The sequence below is a fragment of the Neobacillus niacini genome (genome assembly GCF_023715415.1).
Classification (GTDB): Bacteria; Bacillota; Bacilli; order Bacillales; family Cytobacillaceae; genus Neobacillus; species Neobacillus niacini_C.
The window spans coordinates 536912-556971 of the sequence record NZ_JAMBOB010000001.1 but is presented as its reverse complement, the minus strand read 5'-3'; the positions used below and the strand labels follow the sequence as shown (position 1 = coordinate 556971).

22 protein-coding genes and 1 other annotated feature are annotated in these 20060 nt (G+C 36.7%); of the genes, 15 read left to right on the top strand and 7 right to left on the bottom strand.

Annotated elements, in window-relative coordinates; all coding sequences use genetic code 11:
- Window positions 1-39: 39 nt before the first annotated feature.
- Entirely contained in the window at window positions 40-225 is a 186-nt protein-coding gene (locus M3189_RS02720) for a YjzD family protein (protein WP_251631677.1), read from the bottom strand.
- A gap of 207 nt (window positions 226-432) precedes the next feature.
- On the opposite strand from M3189_RS02720, the gene M3189_RS02715 reads away from it, so the two are divergent.
- Both M3189_RS02715 and M3189_RS02710 read left to right on the top strand, forming a co-directional pair.
- Window positions 433-1155: a hydrolase gene (locus tag M3189_RS02715; RefSeq protein ID WP_251631674.1), complete on the top strand. Its 723-nt coding sequence runs from the start codon at window positions 433-435 to the stop codon at window positions 1153-1155.
- An 81-nt stretch (window positions 1156-1236) separates the two neighbouring features.
- Complete coding sequence (locus tag M3189_RS02710) at window positions 1237-2049, top strand: hypothetical protein (RefSeq protein ID WP_251631672.1); 813 nt, start codon at window positions 1237-1239, stop codon at window positions 2047-2049.
- Window positions 2050-2076: 27 nt separating this feature from the next.
- Here the strand turns inward: M3189_RS02710 and M3189_RS02705 are convergent, their stop codons facing one another.
- Window positions 2077-2304 carry a hypothetical protein gene (locus M3189_RS02705; RefSeq protein ID WP_251631669.1) on the bottom strand — a complete coding sequence of 76 codons (228 nt, stop codon included), beginning with the start codon at window positions 2302-2304 and terminating at the stop codon, window positions 2077-2079.
- 186 nt (window positions 2305-2490) lie between these two features.
- On the opposite strand from M3189_RS02705, the gene M3189_RS02700 reads away from it, so the two are divergent.
- The 4 genes from M3189_RS02700 (at window position 2491) to M3189_RS02685 (ending at window position 6479) form a co-directional block, all read left to right on the top strand.
- A complete protein-coding gene (locus M3189_RS02700; protein WP_251631667.1) occupies window positions 2491-3423 on the top strand; it encodes a beta-ketoacyl-ACP synthase III in 933 nt (310 codons plus the stop codon).
- A gap of 47 nt (window positions 3424-3470) precedes the next feature.
- Window positions 3471-4712, top strand: a complete 1242-nt coding sequence (fabF, locus tag M3189_RS02695; RefSeq protein ID WP_251631665.1) for a beta-ketoacyl-ACP synthase II — start codon at window positions 3471-3473, stop codon at window positions 4710-4712.
- 117 nt (window positions 4713-4829) lie between these two features.
- Window positions 4830-5639, top strand: coding sequence for a DUF2268 domain-containing protein (locus M3189_RS02690; protein ID WP_251631663.1), 810 nt, complete (start codon window positions 4830-4832; stop codon window positions 5637-5639).
- Between the two features lie 93 nt (window positions 5640-5732).
- Window positions 5733-6479, top strand: coding sequence for a YjbA family protein (locus tag M3189_RS02685; RefSeq protein WP_251631661.1), 747 nt, complete (start codon window positions 5733-5735; stop codon window positions 6477-6479).
- 38 nt (window positions 6480-6517) lie between these two features.
- On the opposite strand, the gene trpS is transcribed toward M3189_RS02685, so the two are convergent.
- A complete protein-coding gene (gene trpS / locus M3189_RS02680) occupies window positions 6518-7507 on the bottom strand; it encodes a tryptophan--tRNA ligase (RefSeq protein ID WP_251631659.1) in 990 nt (329 codons plus the stop codon).
- Window positions 7508-7561: 54 nt separating this feature from the next.
- Window positions 7562-7805: a binding site (T-box leader), on the bottom strand.
- A 60-nt stretch (window positions 7806-7865) separates the two neighbouring features.
- Window positions 7866-8051, bottom strand: coding sequence for a hypothetical protein (locus M3189_RS02675; RefSeq protein ID WP_251631657.1), 186 nt, complete (start codon window positions 8049-8051; stop codon window positions 7866-7868).
- A gap of 503 nt (window positions 8052-8554) precedes the next feature.
- Here M3189_RS02675 and spxA point away from each other — a divergent pair.
- The 5 genes from spxA to pepF all read left to right on the top strand — a co-directional run bounded on the left by spxA (window position 8555) and on the right by pepF (window position 14744).
- A complete protein-coding gene (gene spxA / locus M3189_RS02670; protein WP_045519743.1) occupies window positions 8555-8950 on the top strand; it encodes a transcriptional regulator SpxA in 396 nt (131 codons plus the stop codon).
- Between the two features lie 294 nt (window positions 8951-9244).
- Window positions 9245-9916, top strand: coding sequence for an adaptor protein MecA (mecA, locus tag M3189_RS02665; protein ID WP_251631655.1), 672 nt, complete (start codon window positions 9245-9247; stop codon window positions 9914-9916).
- A 69-nt stretch (window positions 9917-9985) separates the two neighbouring features.
- On the top strand, window positions 9986-11497 hold the full coding sequence (gene cls, locus M3189_RS02660; RefSeq protein ID WP_251632077.1) for a cardiolipin synthase: 1512 nt from the start codon (window positions 9986-9988) through the stop codon (window positions 11495-11497).
- A 100-nt stretch (window positions 11498-11597) separates the two neighbouring features.
- Window positions 11598-12794 (top strand): competence protein CoiA, encoded by a 1197-nt coding sequence (locus M3189_RS02655; RefSeq protein WP_251631653.1) that lies wholly within the window; start codon window positions 11598-11600, stop codon window positions 12792-12794.
- Between the two features lie 132 nt (window positions 12795-12926).
- Entirely contained in the window at window positions 12927-14744 is a 1818-nt protein-coding gene (gene pepF, locus M3189_RS02650; RefSeq protein WP_251631651.1) for an oligoendopeptidase F, read from the top strand.
- 495 nt (window positions 14745-15239) lie between these two features.
- On the opposite strand, the gene M3189_RS02645 is transcribed toward pepF, so the two are convergent.
- The 3 genes from M3189_RS02645 to M3189_RS02635 form a co-directional block, all read right to left on the bottom strand.
- On the bottom strand, window positions 15240-16106 hold the full coding sequence (locus M3189_RS02645) for a ClpXP adapter SpxH family protein (RefSeq protein ID WP_251631649.1): 867 nt from the start codon (window positions 16104-16106) through the stop codon (window positions 15240-15242).
- Entirely contained in the window at window positions 16103-16510 is a 408-nt protein-coding gene (locus tag M3189_RS02640) for a globin (protein ID WP_251631648.1), read from the bottom strand. The genes M3189_RS02645 and M3189_RS02640 overlap by 4 nt, the downstream gene beginning before the upstream one ends.
- A gap of 71 nt (window positions 16511-16581) precedes the next feature.
- Window positions 16582-17154: a CYTH domain-containing protein gene (locus tag M3189_RS02635; protein ID WP_251631646.1), complete on the bottom strand. Its 573-nt coding sequence runs from the start codon at window positions 17152-17154 to the stop codon at window positions 16582-16584.
- A 123-nt stretch (window positions 17155-17277) separates the two neighbouring features.
- Between M3189_RS02635 and M3189_RS02630 the strand changes: the two genes are divergently transcribed.
- Genes M3189_RS02630 through M3189_RS02615 form a run of 4 tightly spaced genes read left to right on the top strand, consistent with a single transcriptional unit; the run spans window position 17278 to window position 20056 of the window.
- Window positions 17278-17637: a hypothetical protein gene (locus tag M3189_RS02630; protein WP_251631644.1), complete on the top strand. Its 360-nt coding sequence runs from the start codon at window positions 17278-17280 to the stop codon at window positions 17635-17637.
- Window positions 17638-17667: 30 nt separating this feature from the next.
- Complete coding sequence (locus M3189_RS02625; RefSeq protein WP_251631642.1) at window positions 17668-18306, top strand: GTP pyrophosphokinase; 639 nt, start codon at window positions 17668-17670, stop codon at window positions 18304-18306.
- A 39-nt stretch (window positions 18307-18345) separates the two neighbouring features.
- A complete protein-coding gene (locus M3189_RS02620; RefSeq protein ID WP_095249773.1) occupies window positions 18346-19146 on the top strand; it encodes an NAD kinase in 801 nt (266 codons plus the stop codon).
- A gap of 16 nt (window positions 19147-19162) precedes the next feature.
- Window positions 19163-20056 carry an RluA family pseudouridine synthase gene (locus tag M3189_RS02615; RefSeq protein WP_251631641.1) on the top strand — a complete coding sequence of 298 codons (894 nt, stop codon included), beginning with the start codon at window positions 19163-19165 and terminating at the stop codon, window positions 20054-20056.
- Window positions 20057-20060 lie beyond the last annotated feature (4 nt).

Below are 20060 nucleotides of genomic sequence, written 5' to 3'. Positions count from 1 at the left end.
AAAGGTCATCCAGATTATGGATGACCTTTTTATACGAAATTAATGTTTTTCTACAGGTTCATTTGGAAGTACTGCTGAAGCAATAACAATTAAAATGAAAACACCAACAGAAATAATGGCCCCTGATTTGAAGTCGAAAACTCCACCTTCTGTCATTGAACTAACTACATATGAAAGCATTTGCACTAAAACAAACGCCCAGAAAAAAGTCCAAAAGTATCGCACTATCTTTCACCTCTACCCTATTTATCATCTCTAATAATATTACCATACGCTTTTCAAATAATAAACGCAAAAATTGACATTCATCCATTCGCTTAAATTTGATGATAAAAACTGGGATTGTTTCCGATTTGCTAGGCTATTTTCCCTTTCATATCATGTGAAATCACATACAATATTTTGAGGAAATATGTAAAAGGAGATTTAGCGATGGAGAACCGGAATTTTCAGATGGATACCCAGTGGAATATCATCCATTACCCTGAAAAGCCCACAGGTTTTGGAATTTTAATAATTGGAGATGAAAGACATTTTGTTGACGAAAGCAAATGCTTTTGGAGTCAAAATGAAGGAAAACTGGCCATTATCAACCAATTGAAAGAATCAGGATATACTATTTTTTCCTCAAATTTGTATGGGCGAAACTGGGGAAGTGATCAAGCAGTAGACCTTGCACAGAGGCTGTATCAACAAGTAATTAGAAGCGAGATTCTTAATAATAAAGTTCACCTAATCGCAGAAGGTATGGGGGCTCTTGTAGCTGTCAGATTAATGGAGAAAATGCAAGGGCAACTAAGATCAGTCGTTTTATTAAATCCCATTCTTTCATTAAAAAAACATATCGAACTTGAAAAGGAACATAAGTTTTTTTACAAAAAATTAATGCGGGAAGTGACTGCTGCCCATAAGATAGATCCACTTTTGCTTGTGAAGGAACTAGAAAGCATGGATGATGAAGTGAAATTGCAATTTGGTGTACCGATAAAGATTATCCATGTTATGGCGAGTGGGAAATCCTATAATCAATCCAAACAGTTACAACATTTACTGGCTAACACAGATATTAGCCCAACATATATAGTGCCTGAAAAGAAGCAACAACTTGGAAATATGATGAAAAAGTTTTTTAATCAGTTTGAGAAAGTACTATGACACTTCCTCCCCGGATGAGATATATTTCTGAATAAAGCCGCATAGGATTCAATAATGAAGCTCGGGGAGGCAGGAAGTGTAATGGACAAGGTCGTAATGATTGGAGTATTTGACTTTGTGAATTTTCATGTATGCAAAGCATTACTGGATAAAGGCATAGAAGTAAGGGGAGTACAAATTGAAACAGAAGATGAAAGTGATATCCTCGTTGAGAAAAGATTAGAAATTGGCCGAAATGCTAACTTTACTGAGGTTTCATTAGGGGATATTTCAAATGATTCAAACGAAAACGAGGCGATTGTACTCTCTGTTTACGACCTTTATATGCGATATAAGGAAGAATACTTACTAAATGAAAACATGTTACTCAAGTTAATAACTAAGAACCAATGGGAACCAATTGTTATCCTAGTACCAAGCCAAATGTTAAGCGAAGACATTGATTCAAAGGCTGAGGAAATTATCGAAGATTTCATAAATAGGATCAAAGTTCAGAATGAAAAAGTTCATTTACTCTATTTACCAACACTATATGGACCATGGCAGCCTGATACTTTTATGTTTCAATCGTCTATTTTATCGGAAATGAATAGAGGAAAACCTTTTAGAGGATTACGGGAGGAGACAGGTGATGCCTTGTTTGTTCAGGATACAGCCAAATTATTAGTAGAAATCATCGAAAACCATGAACCTGGAAGGTACCTACTCCAAAGTGGAAAGAGTAATCAATGGGATAAATGTGCAGCATTCCTTCGAATAAACGAACAAGAATCAAACCGCTTAATGAAAATAAAGGAAGAAAATTTAACAAAAATGATCGTTACTAGCACTCTTCCAATATCCGTTGGCTTGGCCAAGCAAATAGAACATGCGCATCGAATATATAGTAAATAAAAGTAAAAAAGCTGCCATAAAGGCAGCTTATTTTTTATTCAAAAATCCTTGTACAAAAGGATAAACCATCTGAAATAATGGTTTTAAATTTTGGGAGGAATCCCTCAATTTGCTTATGTTTTCGATTATAGATTCAATATCAAGTGAAGATGAATTGTTGTCAGTGTCACGATGGTGACTGCCTCGTATACTCTCTCTTCTATCACCAAACATCATTCTTGAAAAGCGGTCATCCTGATGACTTTCTTTTCCCATAAAGTAAGCTCCTCCTTTTACTTATAATTCTCCATTTAGATTATGAAGTTTATGAACAGATGGTATGGACATATGCGGGGGCTGGTGATTTAATTGTTGCTTAAATACACTTTTATTTGATAAAATTAGTACCAAGTCATAATAATTGATAATAATTAAAGATGAATTATATAAGGAGATGATTCCTTGAACGCTGGAATTGTTGGAATTGGAAGGTATTTACCAGAGAAGATAGTAACAAATGCAGATTTAGAAAAAATGGTGGATACATCAGATGAATGGATTCGGACACGAACAGGCATTGAAGAACGCCGTATCGCAGATGATAATACAAAGACTTCTGATATGGGGCTTGCAGCTGCACAAAAGGCAATTGAAGATGCAGGAATCACGCCGGAAGATATCGATTTAATTTTGGTCGCAACCGTAACTCCAGATCAGCCCTTCCCTTCCGTTGCGTGTATGCTTCAAGAGCGGTTAGGTGCGAAAAAAGCTGCAGCAATGGACGTTAGTGCAGCCTGTGCAGGTTTTATGTACGGTATTATTACCGGAAAGCAGTTTGTTGAATCCGGAGCTTATAAATATGTTCTAGTAGTGGGTGTTGAAAAACTTTCAAAGATAACCGACTGGAATGACCGAAACACTGCAGTACTATTTGGAGACGGTGCTGGTGCTGTCATCGTTGGAGCGGTTTCTGAAGGTAGAGGAATTCTATCGTTTGAACTGGGTGCAGACGGTACTGGTTCTAAACATCTTTATCAAGATGAGTATATTATTATGAATGGACGGGAAGTCTTTAAATTTGCGGTTCGACAGATGGGGGAAAGCTGTGTCCATGTTCTCGAAAAGGCAGGACTGACAAAAGATGATGTTGATTTCTTAATCCCTCACCAAGCCAATATTCGGATTATGGAAGCCTCAAGACAAAGGTTGGAACTGCCGGTTGAAAAAATGTCAAAGACAGTTAATAAATACGGAAATACTTCCTCTGCGTCTATTCCGATTTCTCTCGTCGAGGAAATAGAGGCTGGAAAAATCAAAGATGATGACCTTATTGTTATGGTAGGCTTTGGCGGTGGATTAACTTGGGGTGCCATTGCAATTAGATGGGGTAAATAAAAGGGTAGTTAACTATACCATGAAGTGTATTAAAGGAGATGTCACAAATGGAAAAGCGCAGAGTTGTGGTTACAGGTCTTGGGGCGGTTACCCCGCTAGGACTCGATGTTGAAACGACGTGGAAAGGGATTATTGAAGGGAAATCTGGTATTGGACCTTTAACAAGAGTGAATGCAGAGGAGTATCCTGCTAAGGTTGCCGCACAGATTAACGACTTTAATCCTGAAACTTTTATGGATAGAAAAGAAGCAAGAAAAATGGATCGTTTTACTCAGTATGCGGTTGCATCAGCACTCATGGCTGTTGAAGATTCAAAATTAATGATTACTGATGAAAATGCGGACCGTATTGGAGTGTGGATTGGCTCAGGGATTGGCGGAATGGAAACATTTGAAGAACAGTATGAAGTTTTTCAAAAAAGAGGGTACCGCAGGGTAAGTCCATTCTTTGTACCGATGCTAATTCCAGACATGGCAACAGGTCAAGTTTCGATTAGACTAGGTGCAAAAGGATTTAATTCTTGTACAGTAACAGCATGTGCAACAGGAACGAATTCAATTGGTGATGCCTTTAAAGTCATTCAGCGTGGTGACGCTGATGCCATGATTACTGGTGGAGCGGAAGCGCCAATTACAAAAATGTCAGTAGCTGGCTTTTGTGCGAATACAGCTCTTTCGACAAATCCTGATCCAAAGAGTGCGAGCAGACCATTTGATAAAAATCGTGATGGCTTTGTTATCGGTGAGGGTGCTGGTATCATAGTTCTTGAAGAGTTAGAACATGCATTAGCCCGAGGTGCAAAAATATATGCTGAGATTGTTGGTTATGGTGCAACAGGTGATGCATATCATATAACAGCACCTGCCCCTGGCGGTGAAGGCGGTGCACGTGCGATGAAGATGGCGATTAACGATGCCGGACTAAATATTGAAGAAATCGATTATATTAATGCTCATGGAACAAGTACGGAGTATAACGATAAATTTGAGACACTGGCAGTGAAAGAAGTTTTTGGAGTCCATGCATACAATCTCGCAATCAGTTCAACCAAATCAATGACTGGTCATCTTCTTGGAGCAGCTGGTGGTGTTGAAGCAATCTTTACTGTACTTGCAATGAAAGAGAGCATTCTACCTCCAACCATTAATTATGAAACAGCAGATCCAGAATGTGATTTAGATTATGTTCCAAATGCGGCTCGCCAAAAAGAAATTAAAGCAGCAATGAGTAACTCGCTAGGCTTTGGCGGCCACAATGCAACGATTGTCTTCAAAAAATATGAAAAATAAGCAGCCTGACCAGGAAATAATCCTGGTCGGCTTTTTTTCTATATTCGGACAACCAACCCGAACCACTTTTCATATCATTCATAAAATGTAAAAAATGATATGTTTTGGAGTGAGGATATGGGTATCATTCGAACAGATAAGTGGCTGGAGGAGGAGTTTGATCGTCCGACTAAAATATGCGAAAAGCTCCTCCCTGATTTTAAAGGACTAAGTGCTTCAAAAATTTATAATCAATTAATCGAGTTTGGAATGTATCGGCCATCTAGAATGACCAAAGAAATTTTCACTTCCTTGAAAGATAATAATGTTTGGGAAGAAGTAGAAAAATTTTTTCATGTTTATAAGAGGAAATGGGAAGGACCAGATATCCCAATCTATCTGTTTCCAATTGGTCAAGATAGAAGCTTCTTTTCCCGACAAACAGAAAAGGTTAAAGGAGGAGTCTCCTACCCAGATAAAATGTTTCTATTTCTTTCAAGCCGTATAACCTCTAAAGAGTTAGAGGCGCTATTTGTTCATGAATACCATCATATTTGCCGATTAAATAAACAATCTAAAAGATTCGAAGAGTATACCTTGCTGGATTCAATCATAATTGAAGGTCTTGCGGAGTACGCTGTTTTAGTCCACTGTGGGAGAAACTATTTAGCTGATTGGTGTACACTGTACAGTGATACCGAACTGGAAAAATGGTGGGAAACTTATTTGAATGACAATTTGGATTTGAAAAAAGGTTCAAGAAAACACGATGATTTATTATTTGGAGAAGGAAGATTTCCTAAATTGCTTGGGTACGCAGCTGGTTTTAAAATTGTGGAAGATTATTATAAAATCCATTCTTACTCTACAAAAGTATCCTTTACTTTACCAGCAAAGAAATATTTACTCGCTGAAGATATCCAATCTAAAAAAGGCCGAAAAAAATAGGCTTTTTTTTTATACATTCCAACTCAGGAATAAATTAACTTATGTCTGCCCATACTGATTGACAAACAGTTTCTTGAAGTGAGGGGTTGTACAATGTTGTATCTTCATGATGTTTGGGTAAATTGGTTTGAAGGTGAAGAAAACGGATATAATGTGTGCCACTTTCATGAATGGCGCAAAGATGACGGTGTTGAGCTGTTAGACCAAGCTCCTTTGTTAAAAGTTGAACCGATTCTCTTTAATTATATTGAGAACGATCTCTCAGAGTTACCTCAACAGCTTCTAGATGATATTTTTCAAAAGGCCTATTTAAGAAAAAACCATGAAAGAGTTCAACTCGAGTACTGCTTTGTGGTGACAGATGGAGTGGGGATATTAGCCGTCGATACAATTGGTTATTCCATACCAATTAGAAAGAGCAGGTTAATTCCAAGGCAAGAGCAGCTAGTGTATGAGATGATTGCAGCGCACGAGGCAAAACAATATCATTTTCAAAAGAGTTCAATGGATAAGGATTTTCATATTTTATCACCTGAGCCTGAATTGATGACTGGACTGACACGAAAAGAGCGTCAGCTAAAGCAGCTTTTATTTATGGCACTAGATCAATTACATACATCAAAGAATGAAGCGGAAGTTCGATATTGGTTTACTGAATGGTGTCCTGAGCGATATTCAGCCATTCAGGAATTGAATTTTGAAAGTGCTTGGCAGCAGTTGTTTGAGGAAACAAAATATGGTTGGTCAAGACGTCATGAAACATTTTGTGAAAATCTAATAAAAGGTCAGCCATTTTTTGAAAAGCTATGGGAAATGGAGCATGGACCTAAAGTAAATTAAAAAACACGGCCGCAATTGATATGCGGCCGTGCATTTTTTTATCTTCTCTTTCTTCCTAGTCCCATTGCATTTTCCATTTTTTTAAGGGTTTTGCTGGCAACTTGGTTTGCCTTTTGGGCACCTTCGTCTAAAATCCTGTCAAGTTCGCTGGATTCCATTAAGTGATTATATTTTTCTTGAATCGGCTTAAATACATTTACAACTACATCAGCTAAATCACCTTTGAAATCACCATAGCCCTTACCGTGATACATTTCTTCAAGCTCTGGGATTGTCTTATTGGCTAGTATGGAATAAATAGAGAGTAAATTAGATATTCCAGCCTTATTCACATTATCAAATTTAACAATTCCTTCTGAGTCTGTTACAGCACTTTTAATCTTCTTCGTAATCTGGTTGGGTTCATCTAATGGTGTGATAAATGCTTTTTTATTTGGATCAGATTTGCTCATTTTCTTGGTTGGTTCCTGCAGTGACATAATTCTTGCACCAACTTCAGGTAGACGAATATCAGGGATGGTTAAAATCTCTCCATATTTTCTATTGAATCTTTCCGCTAAGTCGCGGGTTAATTCCATATGCTGCTTCTGGTCATCTCCAACAGGGACTAGGTCGGTATTGTATAAGAGAATGTCAGCAGCCATTAATGGAGGGTAGGTTAGTAAACTTGCTGAAACTGCATCTTTACCTGATGACTTATCCTTAAATTGGGTCATTCTCTCCAATTCACCAATATAAGAAATACATTGCATCATCCATCCTGCCTGCGCATGTGCTGGAACTTCTGATTGGATGAACAAGGTAGCTTTCTCTGGATCAATACCAACAGCCAGGTATAAGGCAGCTAAGCTGCGGATATTTTTTCTAAGCTCTAAACGATCCTGTGGGACAGTAATGGCATGTTGATCAACGATACAAAAGTAGCAATTATAATCATTTTGCAATTCAACAAATTGCATCATAGCTCCAATATAATTTCCTATTGTTATCGTACCACTTGGCTGAATTCCTGAAAAAATTGTTTTCATGACCGATTTCCTCCTAAATATATATATACAAAAAAAACCATTCGTCCCCACAACGATAGGGACGAATGGTTCGCGGTACCACCCTAAATTACTCAAAAGAGTCACTCATTTCCAGCCATCCTAAAAGACAGTCTGGTATCCTTTTAACGCAAGGAAAACGTCTTTTCCTACTATCAATAATAGAGGTTCAGAAAAGAAGCTCAAAAGTCCATTCGGTATTTTTCCGTGTTTGTTTCCACCAGCCACAAACTCTCTGAATCGGTTAAAAATACGTACTACTCTTTATCATCGCTAAAGCTAATCATTTATTTATATCTATTATAAATAAATATATACTGGTAATCAAGTCAGTTGCGTGTTACTTCTTCTTTCCACCTACGCTTTTCCATCCTGTTTGGAACCTCGCACTTTGTTCAACGAATTCAGAACGGTTTTTACCTCCGAAGACCTTTTCACCGAATCCATTCGTTATTACACCCATAAATGCAGTAATACCAATAATAAGAATTGCAACCATTGTTAAATCAGCTATGTACCCACCCATGATAAAACCTCCATTTTACAAATCAATCATTATGATTAACCGGTTTGTATTGTAAAACCCCTTATGTTCATTTTAAAAGAACTTGCCGGTTATTAAAAGAGGGAAAAGAATAAAAAACGATATTATTACAAAAAAATGAATGCGTTTTCAACCTTATGAATTTAATTGAGAAAATTATTCGTAATTTTAGCTTCACTACTATCTGTGAAACCTACAAAAAAATAATGATTAAAGCGAAGATTATATTAGATTATTTGTTTTTGATGACAAGATTAAAACCTTTTGAAATAATGAAACCTTTTTGCGTTATATTCGTCAAATATATTGAAAACTAATAATAAACCTTACTAATTGGACATTCAATTAATTTTGAAAAAGGGATACCTTTTTTAGGAACAGTGGTGTATAATTAATGATATAAATTACTTATTTATAATAATTTTAATCAAGCGATTTACTATAGATTTAGATGGATAGTAATTAAAAGAGGAGTGTGGAGACGAATGGTAACATTATACACTTCACCAAGTTGTACATCATGTAGAAAAGCAAAATCATGGCTAGAAGAACATGAAATTCCATATACTGAACGAAATATTTTCTCTGAGCCATTGTCAATTGAAGAAATTAAAGAAATTCTTCGAATGACTGAAGACGGTACGGATGAAATTATTTCTACACGATCTAAGACTTTTCAAAAATTAGATGTAAATCTAGACACAATGCCATTGCAAGATTTATTCGAATTAATTAAAGCTAACCCTGGATTATTACGTCGCCCTATTATTATCGACGAAAAGCGCTTGCAGGTTGGCTATAATGAAGATGAAATTAGACGTTTTCTTCCGAGGAGAGTAAGAACTTTCCAATTAAGAGAAGCTCAGCGCATGGTGAACTAAATTAAAACGATAAAGCCTTCATTATGAGGGCTTTTTTCTATTCTTGATGCCAATTAATTTGAGATTTCTCTTTCATTTTGTTACAATGTAAGGAATATCTAATTAATAGGCAAATTAATGGTTTTTGCAATTAAAGGTTATTTTATTTCCCAAATTAATACTTTTATCATAAAATGAAAGTACAAGGATTATATTCTTTTTTACACTACAATAATTCTTTGGGAAATTGCTAAAAGCATTGTCTGCTGGGGGTATTTTGTCCCTTCAATATGGAAACGGAAGGGAGAGGTAAAGATGGAAATCGAACGAATTAATGAGAATACAGTAAAGTTTTACATCTCTTATGGTGATATAGAAGAACGAGGCTTTGATCGTGAAGAAATTTGGTACAATCGGGAGCGAAGTGAAGAACTCTTTTGGGAAATGATGGATGAAGTCCATCAAGAAGAAGAGTTTGTTGTGGAGGGACCTCTGTGGATCCAGGTGCAGGCGTTAGAAAAAGGACTGGAAATTCTTGTAACGAAAGCACATGTTTCAAAGGACGGACAAAAGTTTGAGCTTCCAATTCCAAATGAAAAATTAAAGGATTTGCCTATTGATGGCAATATTGAAGATATCTTGGATCAGCATTTCAATCCTGGACATCGCGACGATGATGAACTTATTCTTGAAGAAGAGTCTTTAGAATTTTTAATTGCTTTCAAAGATTTTGAGGACGTCATTATGTTGTCAAATCGAGGCGGACTTGATGATTTAATCACTGTATTGTACAACTTTAATAATAAATATTATTTATATACTGAGTTTCCTGAAGAATTGTTTGAAGAGGACGAAATAGATGATATCCTAAGTATCTTATTAGAATATGGTTATGAAACACAATTAACTATCCATCGAATTCAGGAGTATGGTAAAGAGATAATTGCTGAAAATGTGTTTGCTGAAATAAGAAAACATTTCAAATAAACGTACCGATTTCTACTATTGAAATCGGTATTTTTTACATTGGATTTATTAACAATGGCGGTGATGAGGCTGAAAAACACGGTAAGGGTTGTTCTATTTATAGTAGGTTTATCCGTACTTTCGTTTTTCTTTAAGCAATATTTAGATGGCGGTATTTTCGGTTTTTTAAGCCTCCTAATTTCGCTGTCTGTCATTTTTATTGCATTTGTTATTTTCTTGGAAAACCGACATCCGACTCAAACGATTACTTGGCTGGTGGTTTTAGGAAGCTTTCCTTTAGTTGGCTTTTTCTTTTATTTACTATTTGGGAGGAATTATCGCAAGGAGAAAATGTACCGGAAGAAGTACTTTCTTGATAAACAGGCTTTTTTAACTGTGGAGGGTGAAAATGACCCACGAAGTGAAGAAAAACTTAGTTTAATGGGGGAGCACCAGGCTAGGCTCTTTTCATTGGCACAAAAGTTAGGGAACAGCCCCATTTCATTTGACACGTCAACAAAGGTATTAACAAATGGGGAGGAAACCTTCCATCATATTCTTGAACAAATAAAGAGAGCCAGACATCATATCCATATCGAGTATTATATTGTCCGTGATGATGGTATTGGGCAAGAAATAAAAAAGCTATTAATTGAGAAAGCTGCGCAAGGGGTAGAGGTTCGATTCCTCTATGATGCAGTAGGGTCCTGGAAATTATCAAAGAAGTATATTAATGATATGAAAAAGGCTGGGATTGAAACGGTTTGTTTCGGACCTGTTAAACTGCCATTTTTAAATAATAAATTTAATTTCAGAAATCATCGGAAAATTATTGTGATTGATGGAATGATAGGGTTTGTCGGCGGGCTTAATATTGGTGATGAATACTTAGGAAGGAATCAAACCTATGGCTACTGGCGAGACACCCATTTGATGTTAAGAGGGGAAGCCGTTCGATCATTGCAGCTGATTTTTTTACAAGATTGGTATTACATGACCAATCATAGCTTCTTAACGGCAGAATATTTGTCTCCGCAAATAGATGAAAAAAATCATGGTGGGGTTCAGCTAATTGCTGGGGGTCCGGATAATGAATGGAGTGTAATCAAAAATATTTTTTTCTCGATGATTACCTCTGCTAAAAAGTCTGTTTGGATTGCCTCACCATATTTTATCCCTGATGAGGACATTTTTTCTGCGATAAAAGTAGCTGCCCTTAGTGGGATTGATGTGAGATTGCTTGTACCTAACCGGCCTGACAAACGAATTGTCTTTCATGCCTCACGTTCCTATTTTCCAGAGTTATTAGAAGCTGGTGTTAAGGTTTATGAATATGAACGCGGGTTTATGCATAGTAAAATCGTCATTGTTGATCATGAACTTGCCTCTATAGGGACTTCAAATATGGATATGCGCAGCTTTCATTTGAATTTCGAGGTTAATGCCTTTTTATTTCGGACAAAAAGCACCCAAAAATTAGTGGCAGAATATATAAATGATTTAGAATACGCAAAGGAGCTTGAATTAGTCTCATTTAGGAAAAGGCATATTGGCTTACGGTTAATTGAGTCAACAGCAAGGTTACTCTCACCGCTTCTTTAAGTTCACAAACTCGTCAAATTGGCGAGTTTTCTTTTTGAATATTACAGGATTTTCTCTAAGGGACAACGAATGTAAGAAACAAAAGGAGGCTGAAATTCATTTGTTAAATGCTAAAACGAGATCAGGAACAACATTTAGCTTAGGTAATAATTATGGAAGGGAGAATCTGTTGTCTCTTAGGAACACGGAGAAATTTTTTTGTCCAGTCTGTGGGGAAGCAGTTTCTCTTAAATTAGGAAATCAACGAATTCACCATTTTGCTCATCGAAGCGGTACGGTTTGCAGGGATATCTATGAAAGTGAAACAATCTATCATATGGAAGGAAAGCTCCAGCTCTACCAATGGCTTAAAGGTCAGCAAATCCCTGTAGAATTAGAATATTTTGATTCAATCATCGGGCAGCGCCCAGATATCGTGTTTCATTATGGTGGAAACAAATACGCATTGGAATTTCAATGTTCGCCCATAACCGAAGAGATATTTATAAAACGAACGGATTCCTACTATCAACAGGACTATATCCCACTTTGGATTATTGGCAGTAAGCAAATAAAAGCAAAAAGGAGTAATGTTTTCACACTGTCAAACTTCCATTATTTCTTTTTAAGAGAGACAAAGGGCAGACAGTTGATACTTCCTTCTTATTGTCCCGAAGAAAAACAGTTTCAAATCCTCACTTCAATTCTTCCTTATTCAATAAAGAATACAATCGCAAATTCCCTCCATTTTTCTATCCAAAATGCTGGAATTGAAGATATATTAAAGCCCAAATGGATAGCTCATTCAAACTTCTCTAAATGGTCAAACGAAATTGAGAGATTTACTATGAATTGGTCCCTTCATCCTAGTCCGGACCAAAATCGTTTTCTTCGCGAGATTTATCGTCATAACCTCAACCTATATTTGCTTCCACCAGAATTCGGTTTACCCGTTCATCATTCTCTTCTAATCCAAACACCTGCAATTGTCTGGCAAACCTATTTGTATTTAGACGCCCTGGAGGACCTATCTCCCAATGATCTTATTAATCTAAAAGAGGTTGAAAGAAATTTTAACAATAGAATAAAAACCAAGGAGATTACGTTAAGGACTTTGCCTCAGATTCCAAAGGAAACATTTTTTTTAGCGGTAAAAGAGTATTTTCTTCAACTTGAGAGACTTGGAATACTACTAAAACGAAACGATACGATGTATCAACTACAAAATAGGATTTACATCCCAACATCAAATCGAGAAAAGGAAGAAAGAAGGAACGAATTTATTCGAAAAAATAAGACCATCCTAGCAAAAACATAAATGAAATAGTACTTTAGGGCATAATATAATGGGTAAATCTTATTAATAATAAAGGAAATCGTATGAAAAAGGAGAATATAAAAAGGGTTAAATAACTTTTCGTAACTCGAAAAAACGAATGGAGGAAGAATTATGGCAAATGAAGCTGCAGTTAAAGCATTGCCTGCAAGAAACGATATACCTGTTGAAGATACATGGAAATTAGAGGATATCTTTTCAAGTGACAAGGAATGGGAGCAAGAGTTTCAAGAAGTAAAAAACCAAATTTCTGGGATTAAGGAATTTGAAGGGAAACTTGGAGAGAGTGCAGATACGCTTTATAAGGCGCTTCAATTTCAAGATAAGCTTCTTGAAAGAATTGGTAAGCTTTATACATATGCACATATGCGCTATGACCAGGACACGACCAATTCTTTTTACCAAGGATTAGATGATAGGATGAAAAACCTTTACTCTCAAGCGGGCAGTCAATTAGCATTCATTGTCCCTGAAATTCTTGCACTTGAGGAAAGTAAGGTGAATGGATTTTTAAAGGAGAAAGCTGAATTAAAGCTTTATGAACATGCCATTGAGGAAATTAACCTTCAAAGACCACACGTTTTGTCTGCAGAGCAGGAAGCCTTGTTAGCTGAGGCAAGTGAAGTGATGGATGCATCTAGTAATACCTTCGGGATGCTAAATAACGCTGATTTAAAATTCCCGTCTGTTAAAGATGAGAATGGTGAAGAAGTTGAAATTACTCATGGACGCTACATCCGATTCCTTGAAAGTGGAAATCAAGATGTTCGTCGAGACGCCTTTAAAGCTGTTTACGAAACGTATGGAAACTTCCGAAATACCTTTGCCAGTACGATTAGCGGCAATGTAAAAAAGGATAATTTTAACGCAAGAATCAGAAAATATGATTCTGCAAGGCATGCGGCACTTTCGGCTAATAATATTCCTGAAAGTGTTTATGATAACTTAGTTAACACCATAAACGATAATTTACATTTATTGCACCGCTACGTTAAACTTCGGAAAAAAGTATTAGGTGTAGAAGAATTGCATATGTACGACTTATATACACCTTTAGTAAAAGATGTGAAAATGGAAATTCCATATAAACAGGCAGAGGAGCTTGTTGTAAAAGGGCTTGCTCCATTAGGGGAAGAGTATTCACAAATCTTAAAGGAAGGATTTGAAAACCGCTGGGTAGATGTGCACGAGAATAAAGGAAAGCGCAGTGGAGCTTATTCTTCTGGAGCTTATGGCACCAATCCTTATATCCTAATGAATTGGCAGGATAATGTGAATAACTTATTTACATTAGCGCATGAATTTGGCCATTCCGTTCACAGCTACTATACGAGAAAGAATCAACCATACCCGTATGGAAACTATTCAATTTTTGTTGCTGAAGTAGCCTCAACCTGTAATGAAGCACTTTTAAATGATTATTTATTGAAAACGATTGATGATGAACAAAAAAGAATCTATTTATTAAATCATTATTTAGAAGGATTCAGAGGTACTGTATTCCGTCAAACCATGTTTGCAGAATATGAGCATTTAATTCACCAAAAGGCTCAAAATAATGAGGCGCTGACAGCCGATTTACTTACGAGTGAATATTACGCATTAAATCAGAAGTATTTTGGTGATGAGGATATTGTGATTGACGAAGAAATCGGCTTAGAATGGGCTAGAATTCCTCATTTCTATTACAATTATTATGTATACCAATATGCTACCGGCTTTAGTGCAGCAACTGCATTAAGTAAGCAAATCCTAGAGGAAGGTGAGCCTGCTGTAAAACGCTACATCGATTTCTTAAGTTCTGGAAGCTCTGACTACCCAATTGAAGTTCTTAAGAAAGCTGGAGTCGATATGACCAGTGCTGACCCAATCAAGGATGCATGTAAAGTATTTGAAGAAAAATTAAATGAATTAGAGCAGTTATTATCATAATGAGTCAAAGGGTTGGTACGAAAATGTACCATCCCTTTAAAAACCTCTAAATCTTTTTCTATTATTCAAATAAAAAAGAAGAGTAAATATACCTATGAAAAATAGCGGTATGCTGATAAATAGTGGGAATACCTTCATCAACGCTAAGACATGAAGGCTAAATCCACAAAAGATAAAGAGAATCATGAGGATAACAGGTAAACTTTTCATACTATATTCCACCTTTTTAAATCTCGTGTTTTGACCTAGTACTAGTTTATTGTCCAAAATAGGTATTTATGATTTTGACAATTATGTGAAATAACACACAATCACATTGTCACGTGGATGCATCACGTGATATATTCTATACGTGAAGTTAGTCACAACAAACATATACCCCTTTGTTTGACCGTGAAAAATTTCTCCCATCCCCTTTGTTCGTATAAAATAGAAAAAGACCTTGCAGTTTGACTGCAAGGTCTTTTCACATGTAAAAAATCACGCCGATTAAATCTAATCTTCAACATAACGCCAAAATGTCCCATACTTTGCCGGAAGCTGTTCCACCTTTTGAAGTAGAAGCATTTGTTTCATTTCCCGCTCTACTTGAGAAATGGACATATTGTAAACTACTGCAATTTCTTTAGAAGCCACTAGTTTAAAATACTCAAGAAATTTCTCTAAAGGAGGGGGCTGATTTTTTTCAGGCTCTTCAGAAAGCATTTCTTCAAGAATTTGGACATAGACCTCATACGGGTAGGGCCCAGTAATTTTTATGCCTTCATCCTCTGCATTCTCGTTAAAAAATACAAGTGTCGGTATTTCTTGTACCTCCATCTCGGTAGTGATTTTTAGGTCACACTGGAATGCTTTAGCTGCACTTTCAGAATGAAAATCGGATATGAACTCCTCTACGTCTAAGCCCGCATTTCTAGCACAGGATGTTAACACTTCAATGTCGGAGATGTTTTGTTTATCTATAAAAAGTTTTTCTTGTAGCTTGCGTAGAAACCGTATACCTGCTCGTCTTCCTTGCAGCTCAGCTGCTTTTATTGCAACAGAGGCTATATACGGGGAAGATACTGGATTTTCTAACCAAAGGCTTCCGTCACAGGACATCCCTGACCTGCTTGCTGTCTTTTCCCATAACTCCGCAATCACTTCAAAATTTTTCTTTTTGCTGACATTTAAATTTGTGATACGACCACTTAGAACATGTTTTAAGGAAAAATATCTGCCATATTCAATATGCAATTTTTTTAAGATAGGCTCAAGTGCCCAACACTCAGGGCATAAAGGATCGATGAACATATATATTTCAAGCGGCTTCTTGTCATAACTGTAGGAGTTTGGCTTTGAAGTGTACCCAGGATAACTCACGAAATTTCACCCGGTATCTCACTGTCATCAGGCTTATTAATCATGTGCTGAGCAGTAAGATAGAGCCTTGAATAAAATTCATCCCTTAACGGACCCTCTAAACCAGTCTTGTCCATCGCTTGTGTCATGCATGAAAGCCATGCTTTTGCACGAGCAGGAGTAATGGGAAAAGGCAAATGTCGTGCACGCATCATCGGATGACCATGCTCCTCCGTATACAAAGGTGGTCCTCCCAAATATTGTGTTAAAAATTGCTTTTGTTTTCGGGCAATTTCTGAAAAGTCATTTGGAAAGATTTGAGCAAGATCAGGATGTTGTGCAACTAAACCATAAAAAGTGTCCACAAGGCGATTTAGAGTATCTTCGCCAAGTGCCTCATATGGAGTAGGCTTTTTCTCATTCATGTTGACAACTCCTTTAAATATGTTTGTATCCTTATTTTATCAATGCCAATTTCATATCTCAAATAAACCGCTTATAATTTTTGCTGGTAAAACCGAGCAATCTTATTTTGAGTTTTTCGAATGGGTATCTCATATTGCTTGAGTAGTTCTTGGAAAACAAGCTGCCCCGTTTGAAAATCTTCCACTTCATATTCAATCTCATAGTCTTCTTTTTCTAAATAAAAGCTATGATCCAATACAAGTAAACCCTCTTTGTAGGGGAATTCAGCCCTTTTGGTTGTGAGAAATCCAAAATATAAAATATTGTTAAAAGCAATATTTAATTGCTCTAATCTTTCTTGAACGATTCCCTTAGGAAATATCTGCTGTTTAATTGCTGCCTCAAATTCATTTGAGGATAAATGCTGTGTCGTTTCTAAAAGTCCAACAGCAGCAGGTTGTTTTAATGTTAATTCAAAACCATTCATTTTTTCTCTGACTCTTAATGCAGAACCTAAATTTTTTAATGAAAAATCAGGTGTGTCAAAGTAATGATTTGATTGCTTGACAATATCTTTCTCCTCAACATTAAATGTCTTAAGAAGATTTTCATATTCGACTTTAGTTAGTAAATTCTTAAATTCAATCTCAATTGTCTCTGCCATTTACGGTCCATTCCTTTCCAAACATATTTTTATTGTATCCTAGCTTTAAGTTAAACCGCAATTCTTGGGAGAAATGGATAGATTATGATAAAATAAGGGAGTGAATAGTGGAGGTAAAAAAAGATGAATAAAAGAATAAACATTACTAAAGCAAACTTTTTGGATAGTAAATTATATTTACATGCAAGTGAGCCCATTAGTGGGTTAAGCCCCGCAGAACAAATTCTTGTTGATTCTAAAGAATTTTCTTTTGTTTATTTAATGGAAAATCAAGAGGGGTATACATATATCGACATGAAAGAACCCATTTGGCCATTGTTAAAAAAGGTAATGGAACAATCAATTCCCGTTTGGATTCTTTCCCGGGATACACAATTGGAATTAACTAATTTCTATGAGGAACTAACTGAACTAATAAACAACATAAGAGGCAATAGTAATTATGGTGCAGAAATGGTCACGAAAGTAGAAGAGATTTTTTAAACATAATATAGTTGTCATTGGGGTGGAAGGATGAAGCATTGGGACCAGTTTTTAGCTCCATATAAACAGGCAGTGTCTGAACTGAAAATTAAATTAAAAGGGATGAGAGGGCAATTTGAGCTAGATTCCAGCCATTCACCTATTGAATTTGTGACGGGGAGAGTTAAACCAATTGCCAGTATCCTTGATAAAGCAAATCAAAAAGGTATTCCCCTAGATAAATTGGAAGAAGAAATGCAGGATATTGCTGGAATGCGAATCATGTGTCAATTTGTGGATGACATTCACCTAGTTGTAAGCTTATTAAGAAATCGGAATGATCTTCAAATTGTTGAGGAACGGGATTATATCTCACACAAAAAGACAAGTGGATATCGCTCTTATCATGTAGTTATTATGTATCCTGTTCAAACCATTCATGGAGAAAAAAAGATTCTTGCTGAAATACAAATAAGAACCTTGGCGATGAACTTTTGGGCAACAATTGAACACACTTTAAGTTATAAATATAAAGGTATTTTTCCAACTGATATTCAAATGAGGTTGCAGCGAGCTGCAGAAGCAGCATTTCGATTAGATGAAGAAATGTCGTTGATTCGCGGTGAAATCCAAGAAGCCCAAGCGTTTTTTACAAGAAATAAAGAGTTTAAACAAGAAGAGAAAAGCTGATAGTGCTTACGTGAATTTTAGTATAAGGAGTATACGATGATGAAATTTGCCATTACATCCAAAGGAGATCAAAAGTCGAATATCTTAATGCACAAGATGAGAACGTATTTACTTGACTTTGATCTTATTTACGACGAGGACCAACCAGATATTGTCGTCTCAATTGGAGGCGACGGGACACTCCTATATGCTTTTCACCGATACAGCAGCCGCTTGGATAAGACCGCTTTTGTTGGGATTCATACGGGACATCTTGGGTTTTATGCCGACTGGACACCTGATGAAATCGAAAAGCTGGTCATCGCAATTGCCAAAACACCGTATCAGGTTGTTGAATATCCATTAATTGAAGTAATCATTCGTTACCAGCATGCAGGTAAAGAATCTAGGTATCTCGCACTAAATGAATCAACGGTCAAAAGTGTGGAAGGGACATTGGTTATGGATGTGGAAATTCGCGGGCAGCACTTTGAACGGTTTCGAGGTGATGGTTTATGTGTCTCCACACCATCTGGCAGTACAGCCTATAATAAAGCACTTGGAGGGGCTATTATCCATCCATCGATATCGGCATTACAGGTTGCAGAGATGGCTTCAATAAATAACCGCGTGTTTCGAACGGTTGGATCACCGCTCATTCTGCCATCCCATCATACTTGTATGCTGAAACCGGTTAATCGGGTGGATTTCCAAGTAACGGTTGATCATCTTACTTTACTTCATAAAGATGTAAAATCAATTCAATTTAGGGTGCCAGATGAAAAAATTCGCTTTGCCCGTTTCCGACCATTTCCTTTTTGGAAGAGAGTCCATGATTCTTTTATATCAGACTCAGACTAATTCGGAGGAAACTCAGATGAAATCAGGTTTTCAACTTCAGTGGGTAGTTAATAAAGTGCAAGCAGGTAGAATAATTAGAGAAGTCCTGAAAGAAGAGGAAATATCACGTGTTGCCCTAACGGATATAAAATTCAATGGCGGGAAAATTCTTGTAAATGATATGGAAGTAAATGTTCGATATATGTTAAAAGAAGGAGAAGTCCTAACTGTAATTTTTCCACCTGAAAACCCAAGTGAAGGGGCAGCAGGAGAAAAAATTCCATTGGAGATTCTTTTTGAAGACCAATATTTATTGGTTGTAAACAAACCTGCAGGTATGAGTACCATTCCATCGCGAGAACATCCCACAGGCAGTCTGGCAAACGCCTTGGTAGGATACTATGAAGAAATTGGAATAAGAGCTACCTCTCATATTGTTACCCGTTTGGACAGAGATACTTCTGGGATTGTTTTAATAGCGAAGCACCGGCATGTTCACCATCTACTTAGCAAACAACAGAAAAAAGGTAATGTAAATAGAACATATGAGGCATTTGCTGAGGGAAACCTTCCACTTGGGAAAGGTTCAATTGAGGAGCCGATTGGAAGAAAGCAAGAAAGTATTATTGAAAGAGAGGTACGCAGTGATGGGCAATATGCATGTACCCATTATCAAGTACTCAATAGGTATAAAGAGTTTACACACGTTGAATTACAGCTAAAGACTGGGCGAACACATCAAATTAGGGTTCACATGTCTTTTTTAGGATACCCATTATTGGGAGATGGCCTATACGGAGGAAACCAAACGCTGATTAATCGGCAGGCGCTACATTGTAAAAGGATACGTTTTTCCCACCCATTTAGTGGGCAGGATATGAATTTCACATCAGGCCTTCCTTTAGATATGAATGAATTAGTAAAAGGCTGACTCC

Excerpts from the sequence above, each read along its gene's own strand:
- M3189_RS02715 (WP_251631674.1), top strand. The coding sequence starts at position 433 with ATGGAGAACCGGAATTTTCAGATGGATACCCAGTGGAATATCATCCAT.
- M3189_RS02710 (WP_251631672.1), top strand. The coding sequence starts at position 1,237 with ATGGACAAGGTCGTAATGATTGGAGTATTTGACTTTGTGAATTTTCAT.
- M3189_RS02705 (WP_251631669.1), bottom strand. The coding sequence starts at position 2,304 with ATGGGAAAAGAAAGTCATCAGGATGACCGCTTTTCAAGAATGATGTTT.
- fabF (WP_251631665.1), top strand. The coding sequence starts at position 3,471 with ATGGAAAAGCGCAGAGTTGTGGTTACAGGTCTTGGGGCGGTTACCCCG.
- M3189_RS02690 (WP_251631663.1), top strand. The coding sequence starts at position 4,830 with ATGGGTATCATTCGAACAGATAAGTGGCTGGAGGAGGAGTTTGATCGT.
- M3189_RS02685 (WP_251631661.1), top strand. The coding sequence starts at position 5,733 with ATGTTGTATCTTCATGATGTTTGGGTAAATTGGTTTGAAGGTGAAGAA.
- trpS (WP_251631659.1), bottom strand. The coding sequence starts at position 7,507 with ATGAAAACAATTTTTTCAGGAATTCAGCCAAGTGGTACGATAACAATA.
- M3189_RS02675 (WP_251631657.1), bottom strand. The coding sequence starts at position 8,051 with ATGGGTGGGTACATAGCTGATTTAACAATGGTTGCAATTCTTATTATT.
- spxA (WP_045519743.1), top strand. The coding sequence starts at position 8,555 with ATGGTAACATTATACACTTCACCAAGTTGTACATCATGTAGAAAAGCA.
- mecA (WP_251631655.1), top strand. The coding sequence starts at position 9,245 with ATGGAAATCGAACGAATTAATGAGAATACAGTAAAGTTTTACATCTCT.
- pepF (WP_251631651.1), top strand. The coding sequence starts at position 12,927 with ATGGCAAATGAAGCTGCAGTTAAAGCATTGCCTGCAAGAAACGATATA.
- M3189_RS02640 (WP_251631648.1), bottom strand. The coding sequence starts at position 16,510 with ATGAATGAGAAAAAGCCTACTCCATATGAGGCACTTGGCGAAGATACT.
- M3189_RS02635 (WP_251631646.1), bottom strand. The coding sequence starts at position 17,154 with ATGGCAGAGACAATTGAGATTGAATTTAAGAATTTACTAACTAAAGTC.
- M3189_RS02630 (WP_251631644.1), top strand. The coding sequence starts at position 17,278 with ATGAATAAAAGAATAAACATTACTAAAGCAAACTTTTTGGATAGTAAA.
- M3189_RS02625 (WP_251631642.1), top strand. The coding sequence starts at position 17,668 with ATGAAGCATTGGGACCAGTTTTTAGCTCCATATAAACAGGCAGTGTCT.
- M3189_RS02620 (WP_095249773.1), top strand. The coding sequence starts at position 18,346 with ATGAAATTTGCCATTACATCCAAAGGAGATCAAAAGTCGAATATCTTA.
- M3189_RS02615 (WP_251631641.1), top strand. The coding sequence starts at position 19,163 with ATGAAATCAGGTTTTCAACTTCAGTGGGTAGTTAATAAAGTGCAAGCA.